This is a genomic window from Aquamicrobium zhengzhouense (assembly GCF_016124105.1).
In the GTDB taxonomy this organism is placed as follows: Bacteria; Pseudomonadota; Alphaproteobacteria; order Rhizobiales; family Rhizobiaceae; genus Aerobium; species Aerobium zhengzhouense.
This window is the reverse complement of record NZ_JADGMQ010000010.1, coordinates 35,595-57,356: the sequence shown is the minus strand read 5'-3', so window position 1 is coordinate 57,356 and position 21,762 is coordinate 35,595. Positions and strand designations below refer to the sequence as shown.

The 21,762-nt window shown below is 58.0% G+C and carries 20 protein-coding genes; 6 read left to right on the top strand and 14 right to left on the bottom strand.

Features of this window, described 5'->3' with window-relative positions:
- Positions 1-187 precede the first annotated feature (187 nt).
- The 3 genes from IOD40_RS13795 to greA all read left to right on the top strand — a co-directional run bounded on the left by IOD40_RS13795 (position 188) and on the right by greA (position 1,443).
- Positions 188-364, top strand: a complete 177-nt coding sequence (locus IOD40_RS13795; protein WP_198477323.1) for a hypothetical protein — start codon at positions 188-190, stop codon at positions 362-364.
- 89 nt (positions 365-453) lie between these two features.
- Positions 454-861: a hypothetical protein gene (locus tag IOD40_RS13790; protein WP_198477196.1), complete on the top strand. Its 408-nt coding sequence runs from the start codon at positions 454-456 to the stop codon at positions 859-861.
- Positions 862-960: 99 nt separating this feature from the next.
- A complete protein-coding gene (gene greA / locus IOD40_RS13785) occupies positions 961-1,443 on the top strand; it encodes a transcription elongation factor GreA (RefSeq protein WP_198477194.1) in 483 nt (160 codons plus the stop codon).
- A gap of 49 nt (positions 1,444-1,492) precedes the next feature.
- Here greA and IOD40_RS13780 read toward each other — a convergent pair whose 3' ends face one another.
- From IOD40_RS13780 to IOD40_RS13770, 3 genes are all read right to left on the bottom strand, one after another.
- A complete protein-coding gene (locus IOD40_RS13780) occupies positions 1,493-1,966 on the bottom strand; it encodes a MucR family transcriptional regulator (protein ID WP_198477318.1) in 474 nt (157 codons plus the stop codon).
- A gap of 598 nt (positions 1,967-2,564) precedes the next feature.
- Positions 2,565-2,780: a hypothetical protein gene (locus IOD40_RS13775; RefSeq protein ID WP_198477192.1), complete on the bottom strand. Its 216-nt coding sequence runs from the start codon at positions 2,778-2,780 to the stop codon at positions 2,565-2,567.
- Between the two features lie 217 nt (positions 2,781-2,997).
- Entirely contained in the window at positions 2,998-3,501 is a 504-nt protein-coding gene (locus IOD40_RS13770; RefSeq protein ID WP_198477191.1) for a YciE/YciF ferroxidase family protein, read from the bottom strand.
- A gap of 152 nt (positions 3,502-3,653) precedes the next feature.
- Between IOD40_RS13770 and IOD40_RS13765 the strand changes: the two genes are divergently transcribed.
- The gene (locus IOD40_RS13765; RefSeq protein WP_198477189.1) at positions 3,654-3,956 is read left to right on the top strand and encodes a DUF2934 domain-containing protein; all 303 of its coding nucleotides are present in this window, start codon (positions 3,654-3,656) and stop codon (positions 3,954-3,956) included.
- A 142-nt stretch (positions 3,957-4,098) separates the two neighbouring features.
- Here IOD40_RS13765 and glgA read toward each other — a convergent pair whose 3' ends face one another.
- Positions 4,099-5,610: a glycogen synthase GlgA gene (gene glgA, locus IOD40_RS13760; protein WP_198477187.1), complete on the bottom strand. Its 1,512-nt coding sequence runs from the start codon at positions 5,608-5,610 to the stop codon at positions 4,099-4,101.
- Between the two features lie 276 nt (positions 5,611-5,886).
- Between glgA and IOD40_RS13755 the strand changes: the two genes are divergently transcribed.
- Entirely contained in the window at positions 5,887-6,552 is a 666-nt protein-coding gene (locus IOD40_RS13755; protein WP_198477186.1) for a NeuD/PglB/VioB family sugar acetyltransferase, read from the top strand.
- Between the two features lie 16 nt (positions 6,553-6,568).
- Here IOD40_RS13755 and IOD40_RS13750 read toward each other — a convergent pair whose 3' ends face one another.
- The 5 genes from IOD40_RS13750 to IOD40_RS13730 all read right to left on the bottom strand — a co-directional run bounded on the left by IOD40_RS13750 (position 6,569) and on the right by IOD40_RS13730 (position 14,367).
- Entirely contained in the window at positions 6,569-7,939 is a 1,371-nt protein-coding gene (locus IOD40_RS13750) for an aspartate aminotransferase family protein (protein ID WP_198477178.1), read from the bottom strand.
- 88 nt (positions 7,940-8,027) lie between these two features.
- On the bottom strand, positions 8,028-9,221 hold the full coding sequence (gene lhgO, locus IOD40_RS13745) for an L-2-hydroxyglutarate oxidase (protein ID WP_198477176.1): 1,194 nt from the start codon (positions 9,219-9,221) through the stop codon (positions 8,028-8,030).
- A 162-nt stretch (positions 9,222-9,383) separates the two neighbouring features.
- Positions 9,384-12,527: an efflux RND transporter permease subunit gene (locus tag IOD40_RS13740; protein ID WP_198477174.1), complete on the bottom strand. Its 3,144-nt coding sequence runs from the start codon at positions 12,525-12,527 to the stop codon at positions 9,384-9,386.
- 6 nt (positions 12,528-12,533) lie between these two features.
- Positions 12,534-13,718, bottom strand: a complete 1,185-nt coding sequence (locus tag IOD40_RS13735) for an efflux RND transporter periplasmic adaptor subunit (RefSeq protein WP_198477172.1) — start codon at positions 13,716-13,718, stop codon at positions 12,534-12,536.
- Between the two features lie 52 nt (positions 13,719-13,770).
- A complete protein-coding gene (locus IOD40_RS13730) occupies positions 13,771-14,367 on the bottom strand; it encodes a TetR/AcrR family transcriptional regulator (RefSeq protein WP_198477170.1) in 597 nt (198 codons plus the stop codon).
- 269 nt (positions 14,368-14,636) lie between these two features.
- Between IOD40_RS13730 and IOD40_RS13725 the strand changes: the two genes are divergently transcribed.
- On the top strand, positions 14,637-15,077 hold the full coding sequence (locus tag IOD40_RS13725; RefSeq protein ID WP_198477169.1) for a VOC family protein: 441 nt from the start codon (positions 14,637-14,639) through the stop codon (positions 15,075-15,077).
- 76 nt (positions 15,078-15,153) lie between these two features.
- Here IOD40_RS13725 and IOD40_RS13720 read toward each other — a convergent pair whose 3' ends face one another.
- The 5 genes from IOD40_RS13720 to IOD40_RS13700 all read right to left on the bottom strand — a co-directional run bounded on the left by IOD40_RS13720 (position 15,154) and on the right by IOD40_RS13700 (position 21,444).
- Positions 15,154-17,259, bottom strand: coding sequence for a putative bifunctional diguanylate cyclase/phosphodiesterase (locus IOD40_RS13720; RefSeq protein WP_210336918.1), 2,106 nt, complete (start codon positions 17,257-17,259; stop codon positions 15,154-15,156).
- A gap of 118 nt (positions 17,260-17,377) precedes the next feature.
- The gene (pyrC, locus tag IOD40_RS13715; RefSeq protein ID WP_198477167.1) at positions 17,378-18,454 is read right to left on the bottom strand and encodes a dihydroorotase; all 1,077 of its coding nucleotides are present in this window, start codon (positions 18,452-18,454) and stop codon (positions 17,378-17,380) included.
- A gap of 103 nt (positions 18,455-18,557) precedes the next feature.
- On the bottom strand, positions 18,558-19,280 hold the full coding sequence (locus tag IOD40_RS13710; RefSeq protein ID WP_198477166.1) for a DUF2243 domain-containing protein: 723 nt from the start codon (positions 19,278-19,280) through the stop codon (positions 18,558-18,560).
- A 140-nt stretch (positions 19,281-19,420) separates the two neighbouring features.
- A complete protein-coding gene (locus IOD40_RS13705) occupies positions 19,421-20,971 on the bottom strand; it encodes an FAD-dependent oxidoreductase (RefSeq protein WP_198477165.1) in 1,551 nt (516 codons plus the stop codon).
- Entirely contained in the window at positions 20,968-21,444 is a 477-nt protein-coding gene (locus IOD40_RS13700) for a hypothetical protein (protein ID WP_198477164.1), read from the bottom strand. The genes IOD40_RS13705 and IOD40_RS13700 overlap by 4 nt, the downstream gene beginning before the upstream one ends.
- Positions 21,445-21,762: the final 318 nt, after the last annotated feature.

Here is a 21,762-nt window from a genome sequence, read left to right as displayed (position 1 = left end):
CATTCACTGTTTTTCAGGTTCGCCGGCGAACTGCGGAATGTTACCCCGGTCCAAATTTTTTTGATCAGGAAGTGTTTATACAATAGGCTCGCGGATCTTCAGAACGGTGAATGAAGTCGCGCGTGACGCTTATGAAGTGGTCCGCGACTCGGGTGTTATTGAAGAATTTACTTCACAAGGCAGAATTGTGAACAGCCGTGAAGTTCCCCGTGCCGAGTGGCCTTACGCGTTCCCCGGTGCCGCCTACCTCATTGAGCATGAACGTGTTCCGTTCATCTCGTACCCCTACGAGTGGTCATTCTCCGAGTTGAAGGCGGCCGCCTTGCATCACCTCGACCTGCAAAGGCTGGCTCCCCGTACGTGAGCATGCTGTTGCCGCCGGAGATTTTCTAGGAGGGCGGCAACAAGATTGAAGCCTATCTTCTCGCTGACGAGGCCGGCCAGGGAGTCGTCATGCTTCCTGTGGAGGTTGAGGCCGAGAGCTTCCGGTTGGAGGACGACGGCAAGATGCTGGTTTCAGCGTCCGGTGAAGCACATAGGGTCGCGAATGCCTCGTTCGGTTATGTCGAGCACATTGCATTGGACGCCGGTGCATTGCGACTGATCGGCTGGAGCGCTGCAACTGATACAAAGCAAGCGGTGCGCCTTGTGGCGTTCATTTCAAACGGTAGATTTGCCTGTGCTGCCAGCCCCTCGCTGGAGCGTAAGGACGTCGTGGATTATCTCGGGACGGCGGATGTGCTGGTCAGCGGGTTCTCAACCGTTTGTCCGATCAACGGAGATGATTTCAGCGAGGACCGGCTCACCGCAATTGGCATATCCGAGGACGGCGCAGCGGGTTTTCTGAAGCGGCGAAAATGAACCGGATTTGAAAAACATTGCGCGCTCGTCCTATGTGGTCCTTTGATCAGATGCGTTCAGCGTTTCTTCGCTGGCGTTGAATGCGAAAGGAGAATCGATGTGAGCGTTGCATTTGTGAAGGAAGAAAGTGCGGAAGCTGCGTCGGAGACCATTTTGCCTCCAAGGCCAATTTCCGGTCGCCCAAATCTCGTAACCGAGAAGGGGCTGAAGATGCTGCAGGGTGAGCTTGCTCGCGCGCAGGAACTACTGGAAGAGGCAAACCGCGTCGAGGACGTCAATGAGCGCCGGCGCATGTCGGCGGTGCCCTACAGGGACGCGCAATATTTCGCCGAACGAGTTCGCACGGCGCAATTGATCCCGCTGCCAGCCTCAAACGAAATTGTTTCCTTCGGACATACGGTGACGTTCGAGCGAGATGACGGTCGCGTACAGACTTTCCAGATCGTTGGGGAAGACGAGGCAGACCCGGCTCAAGGCACTCTCTCGCACGGTTCGCCGGTGGCTTTGGCGCTGCTCGGCAAGGGAGTGGGAGACGTGGCTCGTGCTGGGCAGCACGAGCTAGAGATTATCCAGATTGCGTAGCGCTGCTGCCCTGCAGCGATGCTGAGGAATGCGAGTGCTGCCAGCGCGGTCAGGTGGACGATTTCTTGGGACGGCCACGCTTGGGCTTGACCGGCTCCGGCTCCTCGCCGGCTCGTTTCCCAAGTCCCACCTTGCGCGCCAGGTCCGAGCGCTGCGCCGAATAATCGGGAGCGACCATCGGATAGTCTGCGGGCAAGTTCCATTTCTCGCGATATTGCTGCGGCGTCAGGCCATGATGTGACATCAGGTGACGCTTGAGCGACTTGAACTTCTTTCCGTCTTCGAGGCAGACGAGATAGTCCCTCTGGACAGAGCGCTTCGGGTTCACGGCCGGGCGTGCCTGCTGCTCCTCGACGAGAGGAGCCTCCTGCCCCAGCCGCTTCAGCGATTCGTGGACAGCCTCGATCAAGCTCCCGAGATTTTGCGCTGGAACCGGATTATTTGCTACATATGCCGAGACGATATTCGCGGTTAGCGTCACTTCTTCGGCCTTGCTGAGCAGGATGTTGTCGGTGTCTTTCATTTCTTGGCCCTCGTGTTCCTGATTCATGAGGTTGCGCCCGATGTTGGCAAGTAAAGTCTCCGGTTTCTCTATAGATAGATACGAAAAGTGAAGGATCTACGGCGCTGAATATCAAGCTGTATGTTTACCGCTAGCATGATTCTAATTATGATCTCCATCAAATCGAAAGGCCTACATTCTCCTTTGCAAGCAATACAGAGGCGTTTGAACGAGACGAAAATATGTCTATAGAGAGCCTTACTGATTTGGGGTAAATGGGCATTAATTGGGCTTGAAACGACAGAACATGACGAAAACTCCTTGCTGAGGGACCTATCCGATCGGCTGAAAAGTGAGCAGCGATCGCTTTTGCTCTCGGCCGCAAAAAACGGAGATCTACCCGCAAACAGCACGTTACAGCGTGTGGCGCAGCTTGAACTAAATATCGCTGCGATTGAAAACACGCTGACTGAGAAGCCGTAAGCGGAGTTTCGAAGGCGTCTCACCTGGTGTGGAAGAGGGGGTTCTTCCCATCAGGTAACCTTACAAGAATACTACGCGTCCGCTGCTCAATTGATCTGAGGAGCACATGGCGACCAACGGCGCTCGGTGTCCGGATTTACTGCGGATGCTGGTCGGGTTTCTTGTCTTCTGATTCGGACTGTCGTTGCGCAACCAGCGCGCGCTGAAGCTGCATTGCAAGATCAAGAAGCCGCTCAGGGATCGGCTCCTTCTCGATTTCGCGCAGAAGTAGTTCAAATTCGCTTTTGCCCGGGCTGCAATTGTCGCCTGTAGCCTGGTTTTCGCGGATGCCTGAATTATTCAGTTTCGGCATTTCCTGCCCCACTGTCGTACGGCCACCCCAACATTCGATATTCCAGCGAATCGCTCGCGGTTCAAGTACCCCACCAGCAAACACCGGAAAATCCGGCAATTTTACGCTGGTGTGGCGGGTCTACACCACATGGTTTTGAAGTAAACATACCGCAGACGGTTTAGTCGGGCCGCGATGGAGGGTAAGAAGGCGCGGCTCTGCCGCGCCTCGTTGCCGCTCAGGCAGCCTTGGACTTGGCCCGCTTGTTCGCGGAAGCGTCTGCGAGTGCAGAAAGATCGCTGTCGGTTTTGCTTTCTTCGTTGAGGGTCTCTTCAAGAAGCTTGGCCGCGTCTTTCATACCAAGTTCTTCGGCCCATCGACGCAGCGTGCCATAACGAGTGATCTCATAATGTTCCACGGCCTGGGCGGAAGAGATTAAGCCCGCATCAAGAGCAGCCGTGCCCTTGTACTCGTCCATAATTTCTTCGCCTTCAGCCACGATGCCTTCGATTGCATCGCAGGTCTTTCCGCGGGCTGGCTTGCCCAGAAGCTCAAAAACCTGCTGCAGGCGCTCGATCTGGCCATCGGTCTCCTCACGATGCTTCTCAAAAGCGGCCTTCAATTCATCAGACTGGGCCGCACGTTTCATCTTTGGCAGCGTCTTCAGGATTTTCCGTTCCGCGTAATAGATGTCCTTCAAGGTGTCGTGAAACAGATCTTCAAGGGTCTTTTCCTTGGCCATTATTGTTTTCCTTCTCGCAAGAAAATGCTTTCCGGGTGTCCGGATCTAGAGAACAGCTTCTCAAGGTCATTGTTCCATGCCGGCTATGCTGGATGGCAAGAACAATTCCGCGCGAAGCGGGTTTGGCATGTTTCGGGACCAGGATGAGGCACATGACAGACATTGATCGTGAAAAACGTATCCGTATCCGCGCGCACGAGATCTGGGAGAGGGGAGGGCGGCGCGAAGGGCAGGAAGACGAGAACTGGGACCAGGCTCGTCGGGAAATCGAGGTGGAGGACGAAGACGCTGTCGGATTGGGAGAAGTGGTGACAGAGGCGATCGGCCTCACAGTGGGGCAGCAGCCCGCAGGCGAGGAGGACGTGCAGTCTGAACACTCGCAAGATCCGGCGGAGGGAAGCCGCGCTACGGTGGAAAAGCAGTTGTCACGGAAAAAGAAGCCCGCAAAATCCTAGGGATCGGGGAACAAGAGAACGGCGGCGTCCGAGCCGCCCGTTCTAGGGGGTATTAGTGGCGTTCCGGTTCCTGAACGTTCTCGTCATTTCGCTGTTCGCGGAAATTGTTCCTTGCGAACAGCCCTTTCCCTCCTTTGTTCCGTCAGCGAACCCCGAGTAGAACCTCGTAGACATGGTTGTATCGGCGCGACGAGTGTAGCCAGTTGTGCGGACGGGACATCGCCTTTCGGCGCATGCGTAAAAGCATCGAGCGCGACGCAAAGGCACCAAGGGCCCGTGAAACGGCGTTCATCAGTGCGGACAGGTTCATTTCAGAATAGAGGAAGCCGGTTTCGCCATCCTCGATTGTGTCCGCCAACCCGCCGGTTCGGTAGGCAACGGGAAGGGAGCCATAGCGCTGCGCGTACATTTGAGAGAGGCCACATGGCTCAAAGCGTGAAGGCATGAGCAGGAAATCACTGCCGGCGAAAAGACACCGGGCTTCCGCTTCGTTAAAGCCAATTTTCACGCCCACCTTCCCAGGATTGCGTTTGGCGAGGTCCAGCATCGCGTTCTCGAGCGAAGGATCACCCTGACCAGTGACGGCGAGCTGGCCGCCCTTTTGCACAAAATCTTCAGCGGCACGAATGGCCAGGTCGATACCTTTCTGGTGCACCAATCGCGATATGATTGCGAAGAGTGGGCCACGAGAAACACCCAGGCCGAATGCCTCGCGAGCTTGGGCAGCGTTGATGCTGCGCCCTTTGAGATTGGTGCTCGTAAAGGACGCTGGCAAAACCGGATCGCGACTTGCGTCCCAGCTTTCATCGACTCCGTTTAAAATGCCAGTGAGTGCGTGTTGTCGTGCCCTCGTCTGCAAGAGACCTTCAAGGCCACAGCCAAATTCGGGCGTAGTGATCTCACGCGCATATGTTTGGCTGACCGTGGTGACATGCGAGGCGTAGTATAGACCGCTCTTCAGGAAAGAGAGATTACCGTGAAACTCCACCCCTTCCATCTGAAAGGAGGAATCCGGCACGCCGAGCACAGGCAAACGTTCGCGTGGAAACAAGCCCTGGTAAGCCAGATTGTGAACGGTGAGAACGGTCGGCACGTCAAGACCCCGCCAGGACAGATAGGCCGGGGCAAGGGATGCGGGCCAGTCGTTAAGATGGAGCAAATCCGGCTTCCATCCGAGGTCCGGTACGCCCGACGCGATTTCGGCCGCCGCAAAGCTGAGACGTGCAAAACGGACGTCGTTATCGACCCAATCGGAGCCATTTTTGTCGGCGTAGGGCGTGCCTTCCCGATCAAAGAGGTCGGGGCAAACCAGGACGTAGATAACCAGCCCATCCGCCATGTCGATGCGACCGAGGCTGCAGGCGGGCAAGCCGGCGAACGGAGCTAGCTCAGCCACCAGCGCAATCTCGCGGCCGCCCGTGACTTGACGGTAGCCGGGTATGAGGATGCGGATATCGTTGGTTTGGCGGAGCGCTCGTGGCAGCGCAGACGACACATCGCCAAGACCGCCGACCTTGACGAAGTCCGTCATCTCCGAGGTTACGAAAAGTAGTTTAGGGGGAACCTCTGCAGGGTCGAGGTGCTGAACAGCACGCTTTGCGTTCGAACTGCTAGAGCCGATGTATCGATGAGCGCCTCTGACCTGCTGTAACACGCGGTACCTCGCCTGTAACGAAAGCTTTTTTTGCCGCTCGGCCAAGCCGACCGGACCTCCCGAACATGTTGATGCTAGCTATGTTCCCGATTTGACTTCCAAATTATCTGCCGGGTCACATACGCGAACCGCCCGACTGGTCTGTTCCATAATGCGTATTACGCGACCATTGTTGAGTTGGGTGGATGCGCGCTACCGACTATTGGACGGCTTGAGCGGAGGGCGCCGCATATGTCACGTTCACCCTCTCAAGGGCCCTGATCGCCGGAGAATGATGTGTCTCAAACTCAGCTTGTCGTCCTCGGAGCAAGCGGCAATGCACTTGATGCACTCGATGCGCTGCAGGCCGAGCATGAGGTTGTCGGGTTCATCGATGATGATGAAACGCGGCAGGGACAATCGATAGAAGGTATCCCGATCTTGTCGCGCACGGCGCTGGCGAAGTTCCCGCAGGCCCAAGCTGTGGCGTTGATCGGATCTGAGAAAAGTTTCGCAAAGCGCCAGCAAATCATAGATGGTTTTGGTATCGCTACCGGGCGATTTTCAACGATCCTGCATCCGCGTGCCTATGTTTCCCGGCAAGCTGTGCTTGGGAACGGAGTGGTTGTGTTGCCTGGGGTCGTGATCCCGTCAAACGCTCGTATCGGCAATCATGTTCTGATTTTGCCTAATACGGTCATCCATCATGACAGCGTTGTTGAAGATTACTCGATAATTGGCGCCGGTGTAATTATCGCCGGTCACGTCCATATTGGCGCCAGTTGCTATGTCGGCAGCGGCAGCACGATCAAGAACAACGTCACGATCGGGCCGCGCAGCCTCGTCGGCATGGGTGCCAACGTGACCAAAAGCTTTGGAAACGAGATGGTCCTGGTCGGAAACCCGGCTCGCGAGATGAAGCGAGGAGAGGAGAAGGTCGAGCCGCCCCCTCCCCCTGTCTAGCTAAAATCGCTGTCCTCTAAGCTCCGAGCTCCTTGTAGGTCTTGTCGAGAGCAGCACGGACACCGGCAACGAGTTCTTCGACTTGAGCCTCAGTGATGATGAGAGGAGGGCAGAAGGCCAGTGCATCTACCATCGCGCGGCTGATGATGCCTGCTTCCTGCAAATTAGCATTCACCATCGCCCCCAGCTGGCCTGGCGTTGGAAGGGCAGTCTTGGCTTCTTTGTCGGTGACAAGCTCGATCGCTGCGATCAGCGCCATGCCACGCACTTCGCCAACGAGCGGATGATCCGCCAGCGAACGCAGACCGGCCTGCAGTTTAGCGCCGACCTCGCCTGCCCGCTCAACGAGACCATCCTCCTCGATGATGCGGATGGTCTCGAGCGACACCGCAGAGGCGACCGGATGACCGCCTGCGGTGAAACCGTGGCCGAACGTGCCGATCTCGCCGGACCGCTCGCGGATTGGCCCATAGACGCGCTTATTGATGAGCAGCGCTGACGCCGGGATATAGGATGATGAGATCTGCTTCGACAGCGCCATCATGTCCGGTTTGAGGTTGAACGTTTCGCATCCGAACATGCTGCCAGTGCGGCCAAATCCGCAAATGACCTCGTCAGCCACGAGCAGGATGTCGTATTTGGCGAGAACCGCCTGGATCTTTTCCCAATAAGTGGCTGGCGGAACGATCACACCGCCCGCACCCTGCAAAGGCTCGGCGAACATGGCCGCGACTGTGTCGGGACCCGCCGCCTGAATTGCTGCGTCGAGTTCTTCGGCAAGGCGCGTTGCAAATTGTTCCTCTGTCTCACCCGGCTTTCCTTCACGATAGAAGTGCGGTGCCGTCAGGCGAATAACGTCCGGAACGATCAGATCGAATGAATTGTGGTTGGCGGGAAGGCTGGTGAGCGCGGCAGCAGCGATGGTCACGCCGTGATAGGCGCGGTTGCGGACGATGATTTTCTTCTTTTCTGGTTTGCCGAGCGCGTTCGAACGATACCAGATCATCTTGAGGGCGGTGTCGATTGCCTCAGAGCCGGAATTGGTGAAGAACGCCTTACTCATCGGCACCGGTGCCATCGTGACCAGCTTCTCGGCCAGGTCGGCAACGGGGTTGTGCCCCTTGTGGGTAAAGGTGTGGTAGTAGGGCAGCCGCTCCATCTGGCGGGTTGCGGCCTCGACGAGCCGCTTCTCCGAAAAGCCCAGCCCGACGCTCCACAGTCCCGACATGGCTTCCAGATAGCGCTTGCCGTGGTTGTCGTAGACATAGACCCCCTCGCCCCGGTCGATCAGGAGCGGGCCGACTTCTTCATGCTTCTTGGCATTGGTGTAGGCATGCAGATGATAGGCGACGTCGCGGGCTTCGGGAGAGTTCGGAGTGGTCGACATGGGTCACAAAGTCCTTTCAGGCAATGCTGCTCAGATGTGTGTAGGACGAACTTCACGTCCTGTAAAACGGGATCAATGACCATGATGATCAAGCTGTATTGAGCAGGCGCTCCACGATCATCTTGCCAATCGGGATCGATGATGTGGCCGCTGGAGATGGCGCGTTGCAGACATGTAGGCAGTGGTCGCTCTGGCGAAACAGGAAGTCATGGACAAGGCTGCCATCTTCCATCACCGCCTGCGCTCTTATGCCTGCTCCCGGTGTGCCCAGGTCAGCAAGGGTAAGTTCGGGGCAATATTTTCGGCATTCTTCAAGATAGTGCCTGCGCGACAGCGAGTTGCGCATTTCGATGATGCCTGAGCGGATATGGCTCTTCGCCATCTTCCAGAAGCCGGAAAATCTTGCGAAGTCAGCTACATCCTGAAAATTCACGCTTCCCTTTTCGTAGCCTTCGCGTGCAAATCCCAGGACCGCATTGGGGCCGACCGTGATTGAGCCGTCAATCATGCGGGTCAGGTGAATCCCAAGGAACGGGAGGTCCGGGTCCGGGATGGGATAGATCAAGTGGCGGACGATGTTCGCCTTGCTGGGTCGCAGTGTGAAGTATTCACCGCGGAAAGGGACGATACGGAAATCCGGACGAAGTCCTGCCATACGAAGGACGCGGTCGGATTGCAGGCCGGCACAGCTTATCAGCTTCCGTGCGGTAATCCTCTCTTCCGGAGTGACCACGCTCACTTGTGTTGCGGTTTCGGAAATGGCGGTGACCGCGGTGCCGAGGCGTATATCGCCGCCTTGTTCACGGATTTTGATCGCCATGGCGCGGCAAATTTGCGCGTAGTCGACGATGCCGGTCGCTGGGACATGCAATGCGCCAAGACCAGCTATGGCGGGTTCGACCTTCCGAAGTTCAGCCTTGGACAAGCGGGAGAATTGGATGCCGTTCTGGACGGCGCGCTCTTCCAGCGCCTCCATCCGGTAGACTTCCGCCTCATTTGTAGCGACGAGAAGCTTGCCGCATGTCTCGAAGGGTATGTGGTGGTCTCGGCAAAATTGCTTCGTCGCCTCCGCGCCTTCCTTGCATAGCTTCGCCTTCAGCGATCCGGGCTGGTAATAGATCCCCGCATGAATCACGCCGCTATTGTGGCCGGTCTGGTGACGGGCGAAGTCGGTTTCTTTTTCCAGCAACAACAGCTTCGCGCCTGGCGCCTCGCTCTGGAGAGCTATTGCTGTCGCGAGACCGACGATACCACCGCCGATGATGATGAAATCGTAGACCAAGGCACCTCCCCTGCAACGCTCCAGTGTTAGCGTCGCGTTGAGCCGGTTGATACCTCAATCTAATGTTCGGTGCCCAGGACTTGGAAGCAGTTGGATGGCACAAACAGAAATCGCCGCGGAACGTCATGTCCCGCGGCGATCGAAGTGTTTAACCACCCATCGTTACTCGGCAGCAGCCAAGCTGTTGTCGGCTGAGGGCTTCTCAAGGCCGGAGCGCGGCTTTTTTCCGAAGAGCTTCATCACGAAGACGAAGAACACCGGAACGAAGAACACGGCGAGTACCGTGGCGGAAATCATGCCACCCAGCACGGCGGTGCCGATGGCGTTCTGGCTGGCGGCACTGGCGCCGCTGGCAATCGCAAGCGGAACGACGCCGAGAGTGAACGCAAGCGAGGTCATCAGGATCGGGCGGAAGCGCAGCTTGGCGGCCTCAACGGTCGCGTCGAGCAGAGGCATGCCGTCCTCGTATAGATCCTTGGCGAACTCGATGATCAGGATCGCGTTCTTTGCCGAAAGGCCGATAATGGTGATCAGGCCGACCTTGAAGTAGACGTCGTTCGGCATTCCCGCCCAGGTGACGGCGATCACCGAGCCGATCACGCCGAGCGGCACCACCAGCATCACCGACAGCGGGATCGCCCAGCTTTCGTAGAGGGCTGCCAGCAGCAGGAAGATGACGATGATTGTCAGGCCAACCAGCAGAGGTGCTTGCGAGCCCGACTGGATTTCCTGCAGTGACTGTCCGGTCCACTCATAGCCAAAGCCGTTTGGCAGTTGCTCTACGAGACGTTCCATCTCAGCGATCGCTGCACCCGAAGAGTAGCCGGGAGCTGCCGAGCCACTGATGCGGATCGACGGATAGCCATTGTAGCCGACGACCTGCGCTGGGCCCTTGCGCCAATCGATCTTGGCGAAGGTGGAAATCGGCACCATCCCGCCGTGGACGTTGCGAACGTTGAGGTTCAGCAGATCCTCAGTCTGCATTCGCTTGTCCTGCAACGCCTGGATGGTCACCCGCTGCATGCGTCCCAGATTCGGGAAGTCGTTGACATAGCTGGAGCCGATTGCCGCCGAGATCGTCGAGTTGATCGAGGCGAAGGACACGCCGAACGCATTCGCCTTTTCACGGTCGATGATCAGGTTGATCTGCGCCATGTCGGGCATGCCTTCGATGCGCAGGCCACCGACTATCGGGCTTTCATTGGCAAGAGCCATCAGCTGACCGGCTGCTGCCGACAAGGCTTCTTGTCCGAGCCCGGCACGGTCCTGCAGACGGAACGCAAAACCGTCTGATGTACCGAGACCCTGAATCGGCGGAGGCGACAGCGCAAATGACATCGCGTCCTTCAACTGGAAGAGCTGCCCGTTCAGACGGTTTGCGATAGCGGTCGCGGAATTATTGTCGTCGCGCTCTTCCCAATCGGAGAAGGTGAGGAAGGCGAGGCCCGCATTTTCACCAGCACCCGAGAACGAGAAGCCGTTGATGAACGCGCTGTTGGTGATCGCGTCCTCATTGTTGGTCATCGCTTCGATCTGGTCGATGACATTACGGGTACGGTTGCTGCTCGCTTCCGCCGGGGCCTGAATATCAACAATGACGAAGCCCTGGTCCTCGTTCGGCAAGAACGATGATGGCAGCTGCAGGAACAGCCAGCCCATACCAACCAGCAACGCACCGTAGATGACCATGAAGCGGCCGGCGCGGTTCGAGACGAAGCGGGTCATACCCTCATAGCGACGGGTGGTGCGATCGAATACGCGGTTGAACCAGCCGAAGAAACCACGCTTTTCGTGGTGACCGGCCTTCAGCGGCTTGAGGAAGGTGGCGCACAGTGCAGGGGTCAGAGACAGCGCGAGGAAGCCGGAGAACATGATCGAGACGACCATGGTCAGGCTGAACTGCTGGTAGATAACACCAACCGCACCGGGGAAGAACGCCATCGGCACAAACACCGCCGTCAACACCATCGTGATGCCGATGATGGCGCCGGAGATCTGCGTCATAGCCTTGCGGGTGGCTTCCCGCGGAGGAAGGCCTTCCTCCGCCATGATGCGCTCGACGTTCTCGACAACGACGATGGCGTCGTCGACGAGGATGCCGATGGCCAGAACCATCGCGAACATCGTCAGAACGTTGATCGAGAAGCCGGTGATGAGCATTGCCGCACAGGTGCCGAGCAGTGCGACTGGCACAACAAGCGTCGGGATGATCGTGTAGCGGAAGTTCTGCAAGAACAGGAACATCACCGCGAACACAAGGATGATCGCCTCGATCAGCGTCACGATCACCTTTTCGATCGACACCTTTACGAACGGCGAGGTGTCATATGGAATGACGTATTCGACGCCTGCCGGGAAATACGGCTCAAGCTCTGCCATCTTGGCGCGCACGGCTTCCGAGGTCGCCATGGCGTTCGCAGTCGGCGATAGCTGAATGCCGATACCGGCTGCCGGCTTGCCATTGATGCGGGTGCCGAAATTGTAGGTCTCCGCACCAACTTCGAGTTTGGCAACGTCCGAAAGGCGGACGGTGGAGCCGTCGGGGTTTGCGCGCAGAATGATGCGCCCGAACTCTTCAGGCGACGATAGCTGACCCCGTACCAGAACGGTTGCCGTGGTCTGCTGGTCGATCGGGTTAGGCTGCGCGCCGATGCGGCCTGCTGCCACCTGCGCGTTCTGCTGGCGGATCGCTCCGATGACATCATCAGTGGTCAGGTTCAGGCCGACCATCTTGTCGGGGTCGATCCAGATACGCATGGCTCGCTGCGAAGCGAATACCTGCGCACGGCCGACGCCCTCGATACGGCGCAGCTCACCCGCAACGTTGCGGTTGAGATAGTCGCCAAGTCCGATCTGGTCGACCGAGCCATCGCTGGAAATGAGACCGACCATCATCAAGAAACCGGCACCGGCTTCCTGAACATAAACGCCCTGATTCAGAACGATTTCCGGCAGGCGAGGCTCGACGCGCTTGATCGCGTTCTGCACGTCCACCGAAGCCTGGCTCGGATCGGTCCCGGGCTCGAAGGTCGAGGTAATATTGACGAGACCAGACGAGTCCGAGGTCGATTCGAAATAGATCAGGTCGTTGACGCTGTTGAGCTCGTCTTCGATCAGGCGGGTGACGCTCTGATAGATTTCCTCAGGAGAGGCACCCGGATATGTCGCGTAGACGCTGATCTGTGGCGGCGCGACGTTGGGATATTGCGCGACCGGCAGCATCGGGATCGCGATGATACCGCCGAGCATGATGAAGATTGCGACGACCCATGCGAAGATGGGTCGGCCAATAAAAAATTGTGCCATCTGGGCTTATCCCTCGTTGGCGTCTTCAGCCGTAGCTGAGGTTTGGGGCGTCGCGTTCCACTCCTGCGGGGCAACCGGCGCGCCGGGACGCATCTTCTGGAAGCCTTCCACGACAACCTTGTCGCCTTCAGCGATTCCGTGATCGATCACCGCACGGTCGCCGATGTTGCGGCCCGTTCGGATCTGCCGCACCTCAGGAATGTTCTCACCATTGACGACGTAAACGAAAGAGTTGCCGCCGGCGTCGCGCTGAATTGCCTGCTGAGGTACTGCGATGGCAGCGTTTTCAACTCCCTGTTCGATGAGGATGCGAACGTATAGGCCGGGCAGAAGATGGCCGTCAGGGTTAGGAACCTCGGCACGCAGCGTAATCTGCCCGGTGGTTGGGTCGACCGTGGCTTCGGAGAACAGCAACGTCCCCGGATGCTCGTAAGCGCTGCCGTCGTCCATCAGGATCTTCACTTTGGCTTCACCGGGAGCTGGGCTGTTGAGAACTCCAGCTTCCAGCGCCTGGCGCAGACGCATGAGGTCGGAGGATGACTGGGTGAAATCGATGTAAACCGGATCGATCTGCTGAACGGTAGCCAGGCTCACGCTGCTGCTGACCAAGGCACCTTCGGTGACCATTGCCCTGCCAATTCGGCCCGCGATCGGCGCTTTCACCTCAGCGTATTCGAGGTTGAGCTGTGCGGCGTCAAGGCCGGCCTTGGCGGCGGCTACATCGGCGTTGGCCTGCGCCAGCATCGCCACTGCGCTGTCTCGCTGCTGGTCGCTCGCAATTTTGCGCTCACGCAGCTCCTGCTGACGATCAGCCTGCTGTTTGGCAAGGAGCTGGGAGGCCTCGGCACGCAGAAGCGTCGCCTTGGCGCTTTCGACCTGAACGCGGAACGGTTCGGGATCGATGCGGTAAAGCACGTCGCCCTCCGAGACCATGCTGCCCTGTTCGAACACGCGCTCTGTGATTATCCCCGACACTCGTGGTCGGACTTCGGCGATGCGCACGGGAGCGACACGGCCCGGAAGCTCGTTCGTTACTGCAATCGGTTCCGGCTTCGCTTCGACAAAGCTGACCGCAGCTGGCGGCATGGCGGGAGCTGCTGCCGAACTGCCCTCGGATTCACCGCAGGCTGCGACCGACAAAAGTAACAACAGCGAACCTGCCAGTTGGACTGGACGTGAAAAAGCCTTCATGGATTCGGACCTGGTTGGCGTATGAAAAATGGAAATGGTTTGAAGCGGAATGTCAGTTTTTGACGGGGACGGGAGACAGGTCCCTCGGCGGTCTGACAGGAATTTTCTCTGAAATCAGACCCTCAATATCGCGCATGATCTCGGCACGTTTGTCGTCCGGCCAACGGACGAAGCCGAGAACTTCCAGACACCGTACTCCTTCAAGTGCAAGAAAAGCGACAATTGCCGCGCGCTTGTTGGTCGAACTCTCGAGGATCGCCTCCAGCTCGGCGCGGTAGGTATCATTCATGAGGCTGCGCAGATCCGCATCCTGCGCCATCGCCGAAAGAAGATTGAAGGCCACTGCCTCCGGCAAATCTCTCGCATTGTCGCTGATGACGTTAATCCGCGCGCGAAGGTGTACATCGGTTCCTGTACCAAGCTTCTCCGTTGCAAGGCGCAGCTTTTCCTGCTCTTCAGAAACGCGGCGTTCAATCACCGCCCGGATCAGAGCCTGTTTGGATTTGTAGTCGTAGATCACGCTCGCCTTGCTGATACCGGCCGCTATAGCAACGGCATCAAGGGTCAGGCGCGCCGCACCATCCCTGGCGACCACCGCCTCCGCGGCGTCAAGTATTTGACTTTGGTCGATCGTTCTGGGGCGTGACATGCTGTTTCCAATAGTAACCAACCGGTTGGTTGATAAGTGTGCACCGCAATATTGTCAACGGATTCGTGAGGGCGCGGCACTGACTTTCCTGTGATTGGAGGTAGCCGAGAGGCGGAATAACGCGGGTCTGGTTAATGCTTTCGTTCCAGCCGTTCTCCATCGCGCGTTAAGCCACAGGACATTGATATCCCAGGCTGGTTCTTAGGTGTTGCGACTTATATTCTGGTGAGGACAGCCTTCAAGTGGCTTTACGTGGAAGGGTTCTCACGATGAAATATTTACACACGATGGTGCGCGTCACCGATCTCGACAAGTCGCTCGAGTTCTACCGCGACATCATGGGCCTGGTCGAAGTGCGACGCATGGATCACGAGGCGGGGCGGTTCACCCTTGTCTTCCTTGCTGCGCCGGATGATGTCGAAGCTACGCGTTCTGGCGGAGCGCCGACTGTTGAACTCACCTACAATTGGGATCCCGAGGAATATACCGGAGGCAGGAACTTCGGTCACCTCGCCTACGAGGTCGAGAATATCTACGAGTATTGCCAGATGCTGATGGATCGAGGCGTCACCATCAACCGCCCTCCCCGTGATGGTCGAATGGCTTTTATCAAGTCACCTGACGGGATTTCCATTGAACTGCTGCATCGCGGTGGATCACTCGAGCCAGCCGAGCCGTGGGTCTCGATGGAGAATGTTGGCACCTGGTAGGTGGTGTGACGACCACGTGTTGGAGAGCCGGCGGAAACGCCGGCTTATTCGTATGCTCCCGATCAAGCTGTGAGGATTAGCGAGCCTTAGCAAATGCCAGGATGCCGCGCCGGGCTGCAACAGGATTGGCCCCAGCCGCCGTCTCTCGCTGAATCACATCCAGGCTGCTGAGCTGTGCAGGCTTTCCGAACAGATATCCCTGCGCACTGGTGCATCCAATGGACTGCAGAAAGAGAAAATGCTCTTCGCGTTCGACGCCCTCTGCAGTCACCTGAATACCAAGGTCCCGCGCAAGTGCGACCGTCGACTTCACGATGGCGCTGGAGATGTGATTTTCGGTGACATCCATCACAAACGCGCGGTCGATCTTCAATTTGTCGAAGGGAAAAATCCGCAAATTCGCGAGCGACGAATACCCTGTTCCGTAATCGTCCATGGCGATCGTTGTGCCTTGAGCTTTCAAACGACGGACCACCTCCAGCGCTCGAACCGGATCTCCGGTGATGCAGTCCTCGGTGATCTCTATCTCAAGCCGGTCAGCAGGAAGACCAGTTCGCTCAAGGGTGGTGGAGACGATAGTTGGCAGATCCTGCCCCAGGATCTGCGCTGCAGCGATATTGACGGACACTCTCAGGTCAGCCGGCCATTTTACAGCATCAGCGCAAGCTCGTTGGAGAGCCCAATTGCCGATTTCCAGCATCAGGCCGTGCCTTTCGGCGACTGGGAGAAACTGTCCAGGCTGCAACAAGCCGCGGGTCGGGTGGCGCCACCGTAGCAGTGCCTCCAAAGCGATCACATTACGCGTCGCGGTGTCGACAAGCGGCTGGTAATACAGGTCGAATTCATCGCGAGCGAGCGCCCGTTGCAACTCGAAACCCAGGCAGGATTTTTCGCGGTTCGCCTCGTCGAGTAACGGATCATAGAGCATCGGATCGCGACCTCGCATCGCCTTCGAGCGGTACATCGCAAGGTCGGCGGCGGCGAGAAGTTCCTCCGCTCTTTGTGCGTGGTCGGGAAAAATCGCGATGCCGATGCTGGCACCGACCGACAAATGATGGCGCGTGTGCGGAAGCGGCGTTGAGACCGAACGACTTAAACGAGCCGCGAGTTCGTTCAGCTCTTGGTTCGTCGGATTGCCGGATCGGATTGTCACGAACTCGTCGCCGCCGAGGCGTGCGAGGAGTTCGTTTGGCTCAAGCGCCTGCATCATCGACGCAGATACATGCCGCAGCATCTCGTCGCCGGTAAGGTGTCCGTGGACATCATTGATCTGCTTGAAGCGGTCCAGGTCGAGCACAAGCAGGCCGACACGTTCCCGCGCCCGCTCGGCCGCGTGCAGAACTTCGGGGAGCAATGTTGCCAGATGCCCACGATTTGGCAGGCCGGTTAGCGGATCGTGAAGTGACGCATGCCGATATGTCTCGACCATATCCTGGTGAGAGCGCACATCCAGCACGTAGATCGCAATTCCAGTAGCGACCGAGATTGCGGCGACGACGGTGATGGCCAGCAACTCGCTCGATACGGAGTGCGCTACCAGCGCAGTATCCGGCCCAGGGAGAAACGTGGCCGAACCCATGGCTGTGAAATGCATCGTGCAGATTGCAAGGACCAGCGCTCCAAAGCCGATCCATTTGCCACGTTCATTGCGGGCATAGGTTGTTTTGACGAGGGCAAGGGAACTGAACCCCACAGCAAAGCAGAGAGAAAGCAGCACCAGCACGGGATCGTACTCAATTGTGCCCGCGACTGTCAGCCCGGCCATGCCGAGGAAATGCATGACGCAGATGCCGACCCCAATAAGCGCACCGCCGATTGCGAAGCCAGGAGCGTTGGTGGACGAGATCGCGATGTGGAGCCCAGAGATTGTAAAGAGGATTGCGGCTGCCAAAGAGGTGAGCGTAAGTACGGGCTCATATGCATGATCCACGGGCGGGTTGAAACCGAGCATGCCGACGAAGTGCGTGCTCCAAATAGCAGTCCCACCTGCGATACCTGACAAAATAGTCCAAATGACGCGATCGGTATCGCGACGCCTTGCCCGGTCGTAGAGCTGCAGGGTGATCGCCGAGCCGGCGAGACAGACCAATGCAGCTACCAGAACAAACGAATGATCGTGTTCATCGGCCAGGCAGGAAAATACGCGGATCAAGGCAACCCCCCCTTGAGTGTTCCTGCTCACGGATAGGGCCATAGATAAGTTAAGTGTTTATTCAATTACGCTGCGTGATTTTTCCGTTTATTGCTCTCAAGACAACTTTGAACTGTCGGTTAGCCGAAAAATACAGTGTCGAACTGGTTTAGGCGATCGACCAGGGAAGCATTTGCCCGCCTTGGAACACCACAACATCCTCGCCATCTACCGCTACCGAAGCCAGCGCCATAGATGGCTTCTTAACTAGGGTGATGGTTCCCTCATTAGGAACGATGCCATGGAAGCGGGGGCCATTCAGTGAGGCGAAGGCTTCGAACTTGTCGAGCGCGCCTTCCTCATCGAACACCTGGACGTAAGTCTGCAACGCGGTGGCACCGCTGAAAATACCGGCTGAGCAGCATTCGGCTTGCTTGCTCGCGCGCGGATGCGGCGCTGTGTCCGTGCCAAGCATGAAGCAACTTTCGCCCGATGTGGCAGCTTTGCGCAGTGCAATTCTGTGCCGTTCGCGCTTGGCGACAGGAAGGCAGTAAAGGTGCGGACGAAGGCCACCCTGGAAGATGGAGGTGCGGTTGATGACCAGGTGATGCGCGGTGATTGTGCAGGCCGCACGCGAGCTGTGCTCGCGAACAATATCGAGGGTCTCCGCAGTTGTTGCGTGCTCGATGACGACTTTGAGGCCGGGATGGCGCTTGAGGAGCGGGAGCAGGCTCTGCTCCATGAAGACGGCTTCGCGGTCAAAAATGTCAACATCCGGATCGACTGCCTCGCCATGTACCAGGACGGCCATCCCGATCTGCTCCATTCGCTCCAGCACAGGTGCCAAAGCTGCAATATCCGTGACGCCGAAATGCGCGTTGGTGGTTGCGCCTGCCGGATAGAGCTTGGCAGCAAGCCAGACGCCGTCGCGGTAGCCACGCTCAATCTCGTCCGGATCGGTGTTGTCGGTAAGGTAGCACGTCATCAACGGGGTGAAGTCCGCCCCTTCAGGGAGCGCTGCCAGAATGCGTTCGCGATAGGCGATCGCAGCGGCAACAGTTGTGACCGGCGGCGTCAGGTTCGGCATGATGATGCCGCGTGCAAACTGAGCGACGGTGAACGGCAGTACAGCCTTCATCATTTCGCCGTCGCGCACATGGACGTGCCAGTCGTCAGGCCGGCGGATGGTAAGTTCTTGCGGCTGAGGCGTTGGCGCGGAACTGTCAAAAAGGGCGGAAACGCTCATCGGCGGATATCCCCGGCTGGTCAGCTGATCTTGTAGAGCTCTAAGACCATCATCTTCGACGGGTAGCAAGAGGTGCCAGCGAAACTAGCGGTGGAGCACGCGCCTAGCTTTTTTGGGTCCAGCGAAGGCAACCGGCAACCATCGGCGTTGTGCTGACGAGCGCGGCACCATCGAGATAAAGATTGAGAATGCTTGCAAAGGAGATGCCGCTGACGCCCCAGATGCTGCCGCTGGGATCACTCCAGCGTAGATCGGCACCAGCGCGAAGAACCGCCCTCATCTTGGCTTCCTCGGAAATGCTTCCGCGGAAGACCACAATCGTCTCGTTGGGGTTGGAAAGGGCAGGGCCAAAGCCTGCCATCAAACCGGTTGCCAAGGCTGTGACGAGAATGGAAGGCGCGAAAGATGCCGGGCCGCCGAGCCGAGGCAGGCGTAGAGCGATAAGGAGCGGGAGGATCCCGAACATGATGAGCCACGCGACATCCCAGACAATTGGCTGGGCGCTGTCCATGCGGATCCGGTGAATGCCGAGCAACCAGTATGACAGAACTGCATCTGTGATGTGCCAGGTGCTGAAGCCGAGAAGGGAGAGCCTGAATATCTGCCAGCCATCGGGTCGAAGCCCGTTCTGTCTGCGCCGCAGCACAAGCAGGATGCCGAGCAGGGCAAGGAGATACATCAAAAGGTGGAATAGCCCGTCCATCAGTATCTGAAACCGGAGATCGGACGCAGCCGGATCGTCGAGCCCTGACAAAAGGTGATGCCATTGCAGGATCTGGTGAAGGAGGATCCCGTCAAAGAAACCGCCGAGAGCGAAACCGATCATCAGCCAGCCATAAGTCGAACTGCGCTCAGATGCTATTTCCTATTCCTTCCCCTTGGTGATGGACCGGGAACAAGTGACTACGCGGCAGGGTCGCGAGCTGCCCTCCCCTTACTGGCCGGCTCACTTTCAATCGAGGATCTCTAGTCCGAGACGTCGTCGGTTACCTCGATGTGGACGGTCCGTGGCTGTAGTGGCTCCCGGGCCGGACCGGTCAGCACATCTCCAGCCTGATCGAAGCGTGATCCGTGACAGGGACAATCCCAAGTGCGATCTACCGCGTTCCAATCAACGACGCAGCCCATATGCGTGCAGATCGCACTCAGTGCCACAACCTCACCGGAAGGATCGCGCCTCACCGCAAGCTTTTCACCACCATGCGCGACGACCGCGCCCTCGCCAGGTCCTATGGCGGTCAGATCAACAGTCTTTCGACCTAGTATGCGGTCGCCCAAGAGATGAATTCCCGCCTTCACGTTTTCCTTGACGAACTGCGCTCCGCCCGCAATCGGCTTATGGCGGGTTGCATCGTACAGAGGCAGGGCGGGATGCTCTTCACCCAGGACGCAACTGGCGAGGATGTCTCCGGCTACCGCTCCCTGAGTGATACCCCACGCGGCAAACCCTGTCGCGATCAGCAGACGCGGATGATTGCTGTCCGCGGCACCGATAAACGCAGCGCCGTCCATTGGTCGGAAATCCTCGTTGGTCCAAAGATGGGTGGGTTCACGGATCCCAAAGCTATCCTTGAGAAGCCTCCTCAGATCGTCGATCGCCTCATAAAGTTCGTCTGGTTCTCCCGGTCGAAACTCAGCACCTGATACGATCAGGTATCGTTCGTCCTCAAAGCGAGTGGTACGAAGTGAGCGCCTTGGCTCGGAGATATTGATGAACATGCCATTGATATCCAGTCGGGCGGGCATAGGGGCCGCCGCCACGACATGTGCGAAGGGGAAGGCCTTGGCGAAGAAGTGCCCTTGGGAGATGATCGGCTGTTGGGTCGTGACGACCACATGCGCTGCCCTCACCTCCTGCCCATTTATCGTCAAGACACACGGCTGGCCGTAGTCGATGGAGGTCACCCGACTTTCCTCAAAGATCTGGATCTTTTCGCTTATGAGGTCGGCCAATCCCTGAAGATATCCAAAAGGATCGAATTGCCCTTGGGCCGGAAATCGGAGTGCTCCCAACGCCTTTAATGGCAAAGGCACCTGATCAACGATCTCGGCCTTGATGCCCGCCTGTCTCGCAGCCGCCGCCTCGCGTTCCAGCTGTTCGACCTCCTCGTCGGTGGTCGCATAGACGTAGGCATCGCGCACCTCATGCGCCGCTGCCGGCCCGATTGACTGGGCGATCTGGCGTATATGCTGGACAGCCATTTGATTGTGATGCGCATGGAGAGCCGCGTGATCCGCACCAAATTTCTGTGTGATTGTCTGGTAGCTAAGGCCATGCTGTGAGGTGATCTTGGCCGTTGACCGCCCGGTTGCCTGGGTGCCGATCCTGGAGCCTTCGAACAGTGCGACCCTCAGCCCTCGGTTACGCAAGTACCAAGCGCAGTGCAGACCCGCCATGCCGCCCCCTATTATCGCTACATCCACGGAAAGAGGGCCGTCGAGAGCAGGATACGCGTGTAGAGGCTGAGCCGCATCGAGCCAGAAAACATTGCTGAAAGATGGGAACTCGATACTCATTGCAGACGTCCTTCCTGTCGATCCTTCAATGGGCCGGAAGAGAAGGCTGATGCAGCGGAGGCCTCGAGTTCTCTTATCCCCCAGGCGAGGCAGCCGCCCCACACTAGATGCGCCGCCATCATCAGCGCGTTTCGCTGATGCGGGTGCTGGGTTGCAGGCTTCAGGATCGCGGCACCCGGGATCCAGCCAAGATAGCTTGCCAGCCAGACAGAAGGGCCGAACACAAGTCCCGATGTGCTGCGCGGCAAAGCACCAAATATTGCTCCTGCCGCCGCCCCATAAGCAAAGTGCGAGATGATGGTGGCGAGGGCAGCGGATCGCTGCGAAACGGGCAGCAAAGTTTCCGTGATTTCACGCGGAGGCAGTGGATAGCGATCCTGATGATGCAGCGTCGAGTGCAGTGCGCGCATCGTCGCGGTCATTGCCATTGTGGCGCAAAGTCCGGCGATCGCGCCGTAGACGACCCGGCTCATTGGGAGCCTCCGACATTCATTTTTTTGAGCCTGCCGGAGCATCAGTACTCTCTTGCTCCGCTGGGGCCTGATCGGGGAAACTGGGATGCACTGTTTCGGTGCGGACCTGGAATCCGTCGCCGGTTAAGGGAGCTGCCTCGCCCGCGGTGCCCTCAGGCAGAGCGGCGTCACGGTCCGGAACTCCGGTAGGATTTTCAGCCAGAGGCCCCCTTCCATCGTTCTTATGACGCTTTTCCCAAGGATCACGCTGCTTGTCGTTGCCAGCCGGATTGCCGGTGGGGATGCCTTCGCGTGTCATGTCCTGCCTTCATCGCCGTA

Excerpts from the sequence above, each read along its gene's own strand:
- IOD40_RS13790 (WP_198477196.1), top strand. The coding sequence starts at position 454 with ATGCTTCCTGTGGAGGTTGAGGCCGAGAGCTTCCGGTTGGAGGACGAC.
- IOD40_RS13780 (WP_198477318.1), bottom strand. The coding sequence starts at position 1,966 with ATGAAAGACACCGACAACATCCTGCTCAGCAAGGCCGAAGAAGTGACG.
- IOD40_RS13775 (WP_198477192.1), bottom strand. The coding sequence starts at position 2,780 with ATGCCGAAACTGAATAATTCAGGCATCCGCGAAAACCAGGCTACAGGC.
- IOD40_RS13770 (WP_198477191.1), bottom strand. The coding sequence starts at position 3,501 with ATGGCCAAGGAAAAGACCCTTGAAGATCTGTTTCACGACACCTTGAAG.
- IOD40_RS13765 (WP_198477189.1), top strand. The coding sequence starts at position 3,654 with ATGACAGACATTGATCGTGAAAAACGTATCCGTATCCGCGCGCACGAG.
- IOD40_RS13750 (WP_198477178.1), bottom strand. The coding sequence starts at position 7,939 with ATGTCGACCACTCCGAACTCTCCCGAAGCCCGCGACGTCGCCTATCAT.
- IOD40_RS13740 (WP_198477174.1), bottom strand. The coding sequence starts at position 12,527 with ATGGCACAATTTTTTATTGGCCGACCCATCTTCGCATGGGTCGTCGCA.
- IOD40_RS13735 (WP_198477172.1), bottom strand. The coding sequence starts at position 13,718 with ATGAAGGCTTTTTCACGTCCAGTCCAACTGGCAGGTTCGCTGTTGTTA.
- IOD40_RS13730 (WP_198477170.1), bottom strand. The coding sequence starts at position 14,367 with ATGTCACGCCCCAGAACGATCGACCAAAGTCAAATACTTGACGCCGCG.
- IOD40_RS13725 (WP_198477169.1), top strand. The coding sequence starts at position 14,637 with ATGAAATATTTACACACGATGGTGCGCGTCACCGATCTCGACAAGTCG.
- pyrC (WP_198477167.1), bottom strand. The coding sequence starts at position 18,454 with ATGAGCGTTTCCGCCCTTTTTGACAGTTCCGCGCCAACGCCTCAGCCG.
- IOD40_RS13710 (WP_198477166.1), bottom strand. The coding sequence starts at position 19,280 with ATGATCGGTTTCGCTCTCGGCGGTTTCTTTGACGGGATCCTCCTTCAC.
- IOD40_RS13705 (WP_198477165.1), bottom strand. The coding sequence starts at position 20,971 with ATGAGTATCGAGTTCCCATCTTTCAGCAATGTTTTCTGGCTCGATGCG.
- IOD40_RS13700 (WP_198477164.1), bottom strand. The coding sequence starts at position 21,444 with ATGAGCCGGGTCGTCTACGGCGCGATCGCCGGACTTTGCGCCACAATG.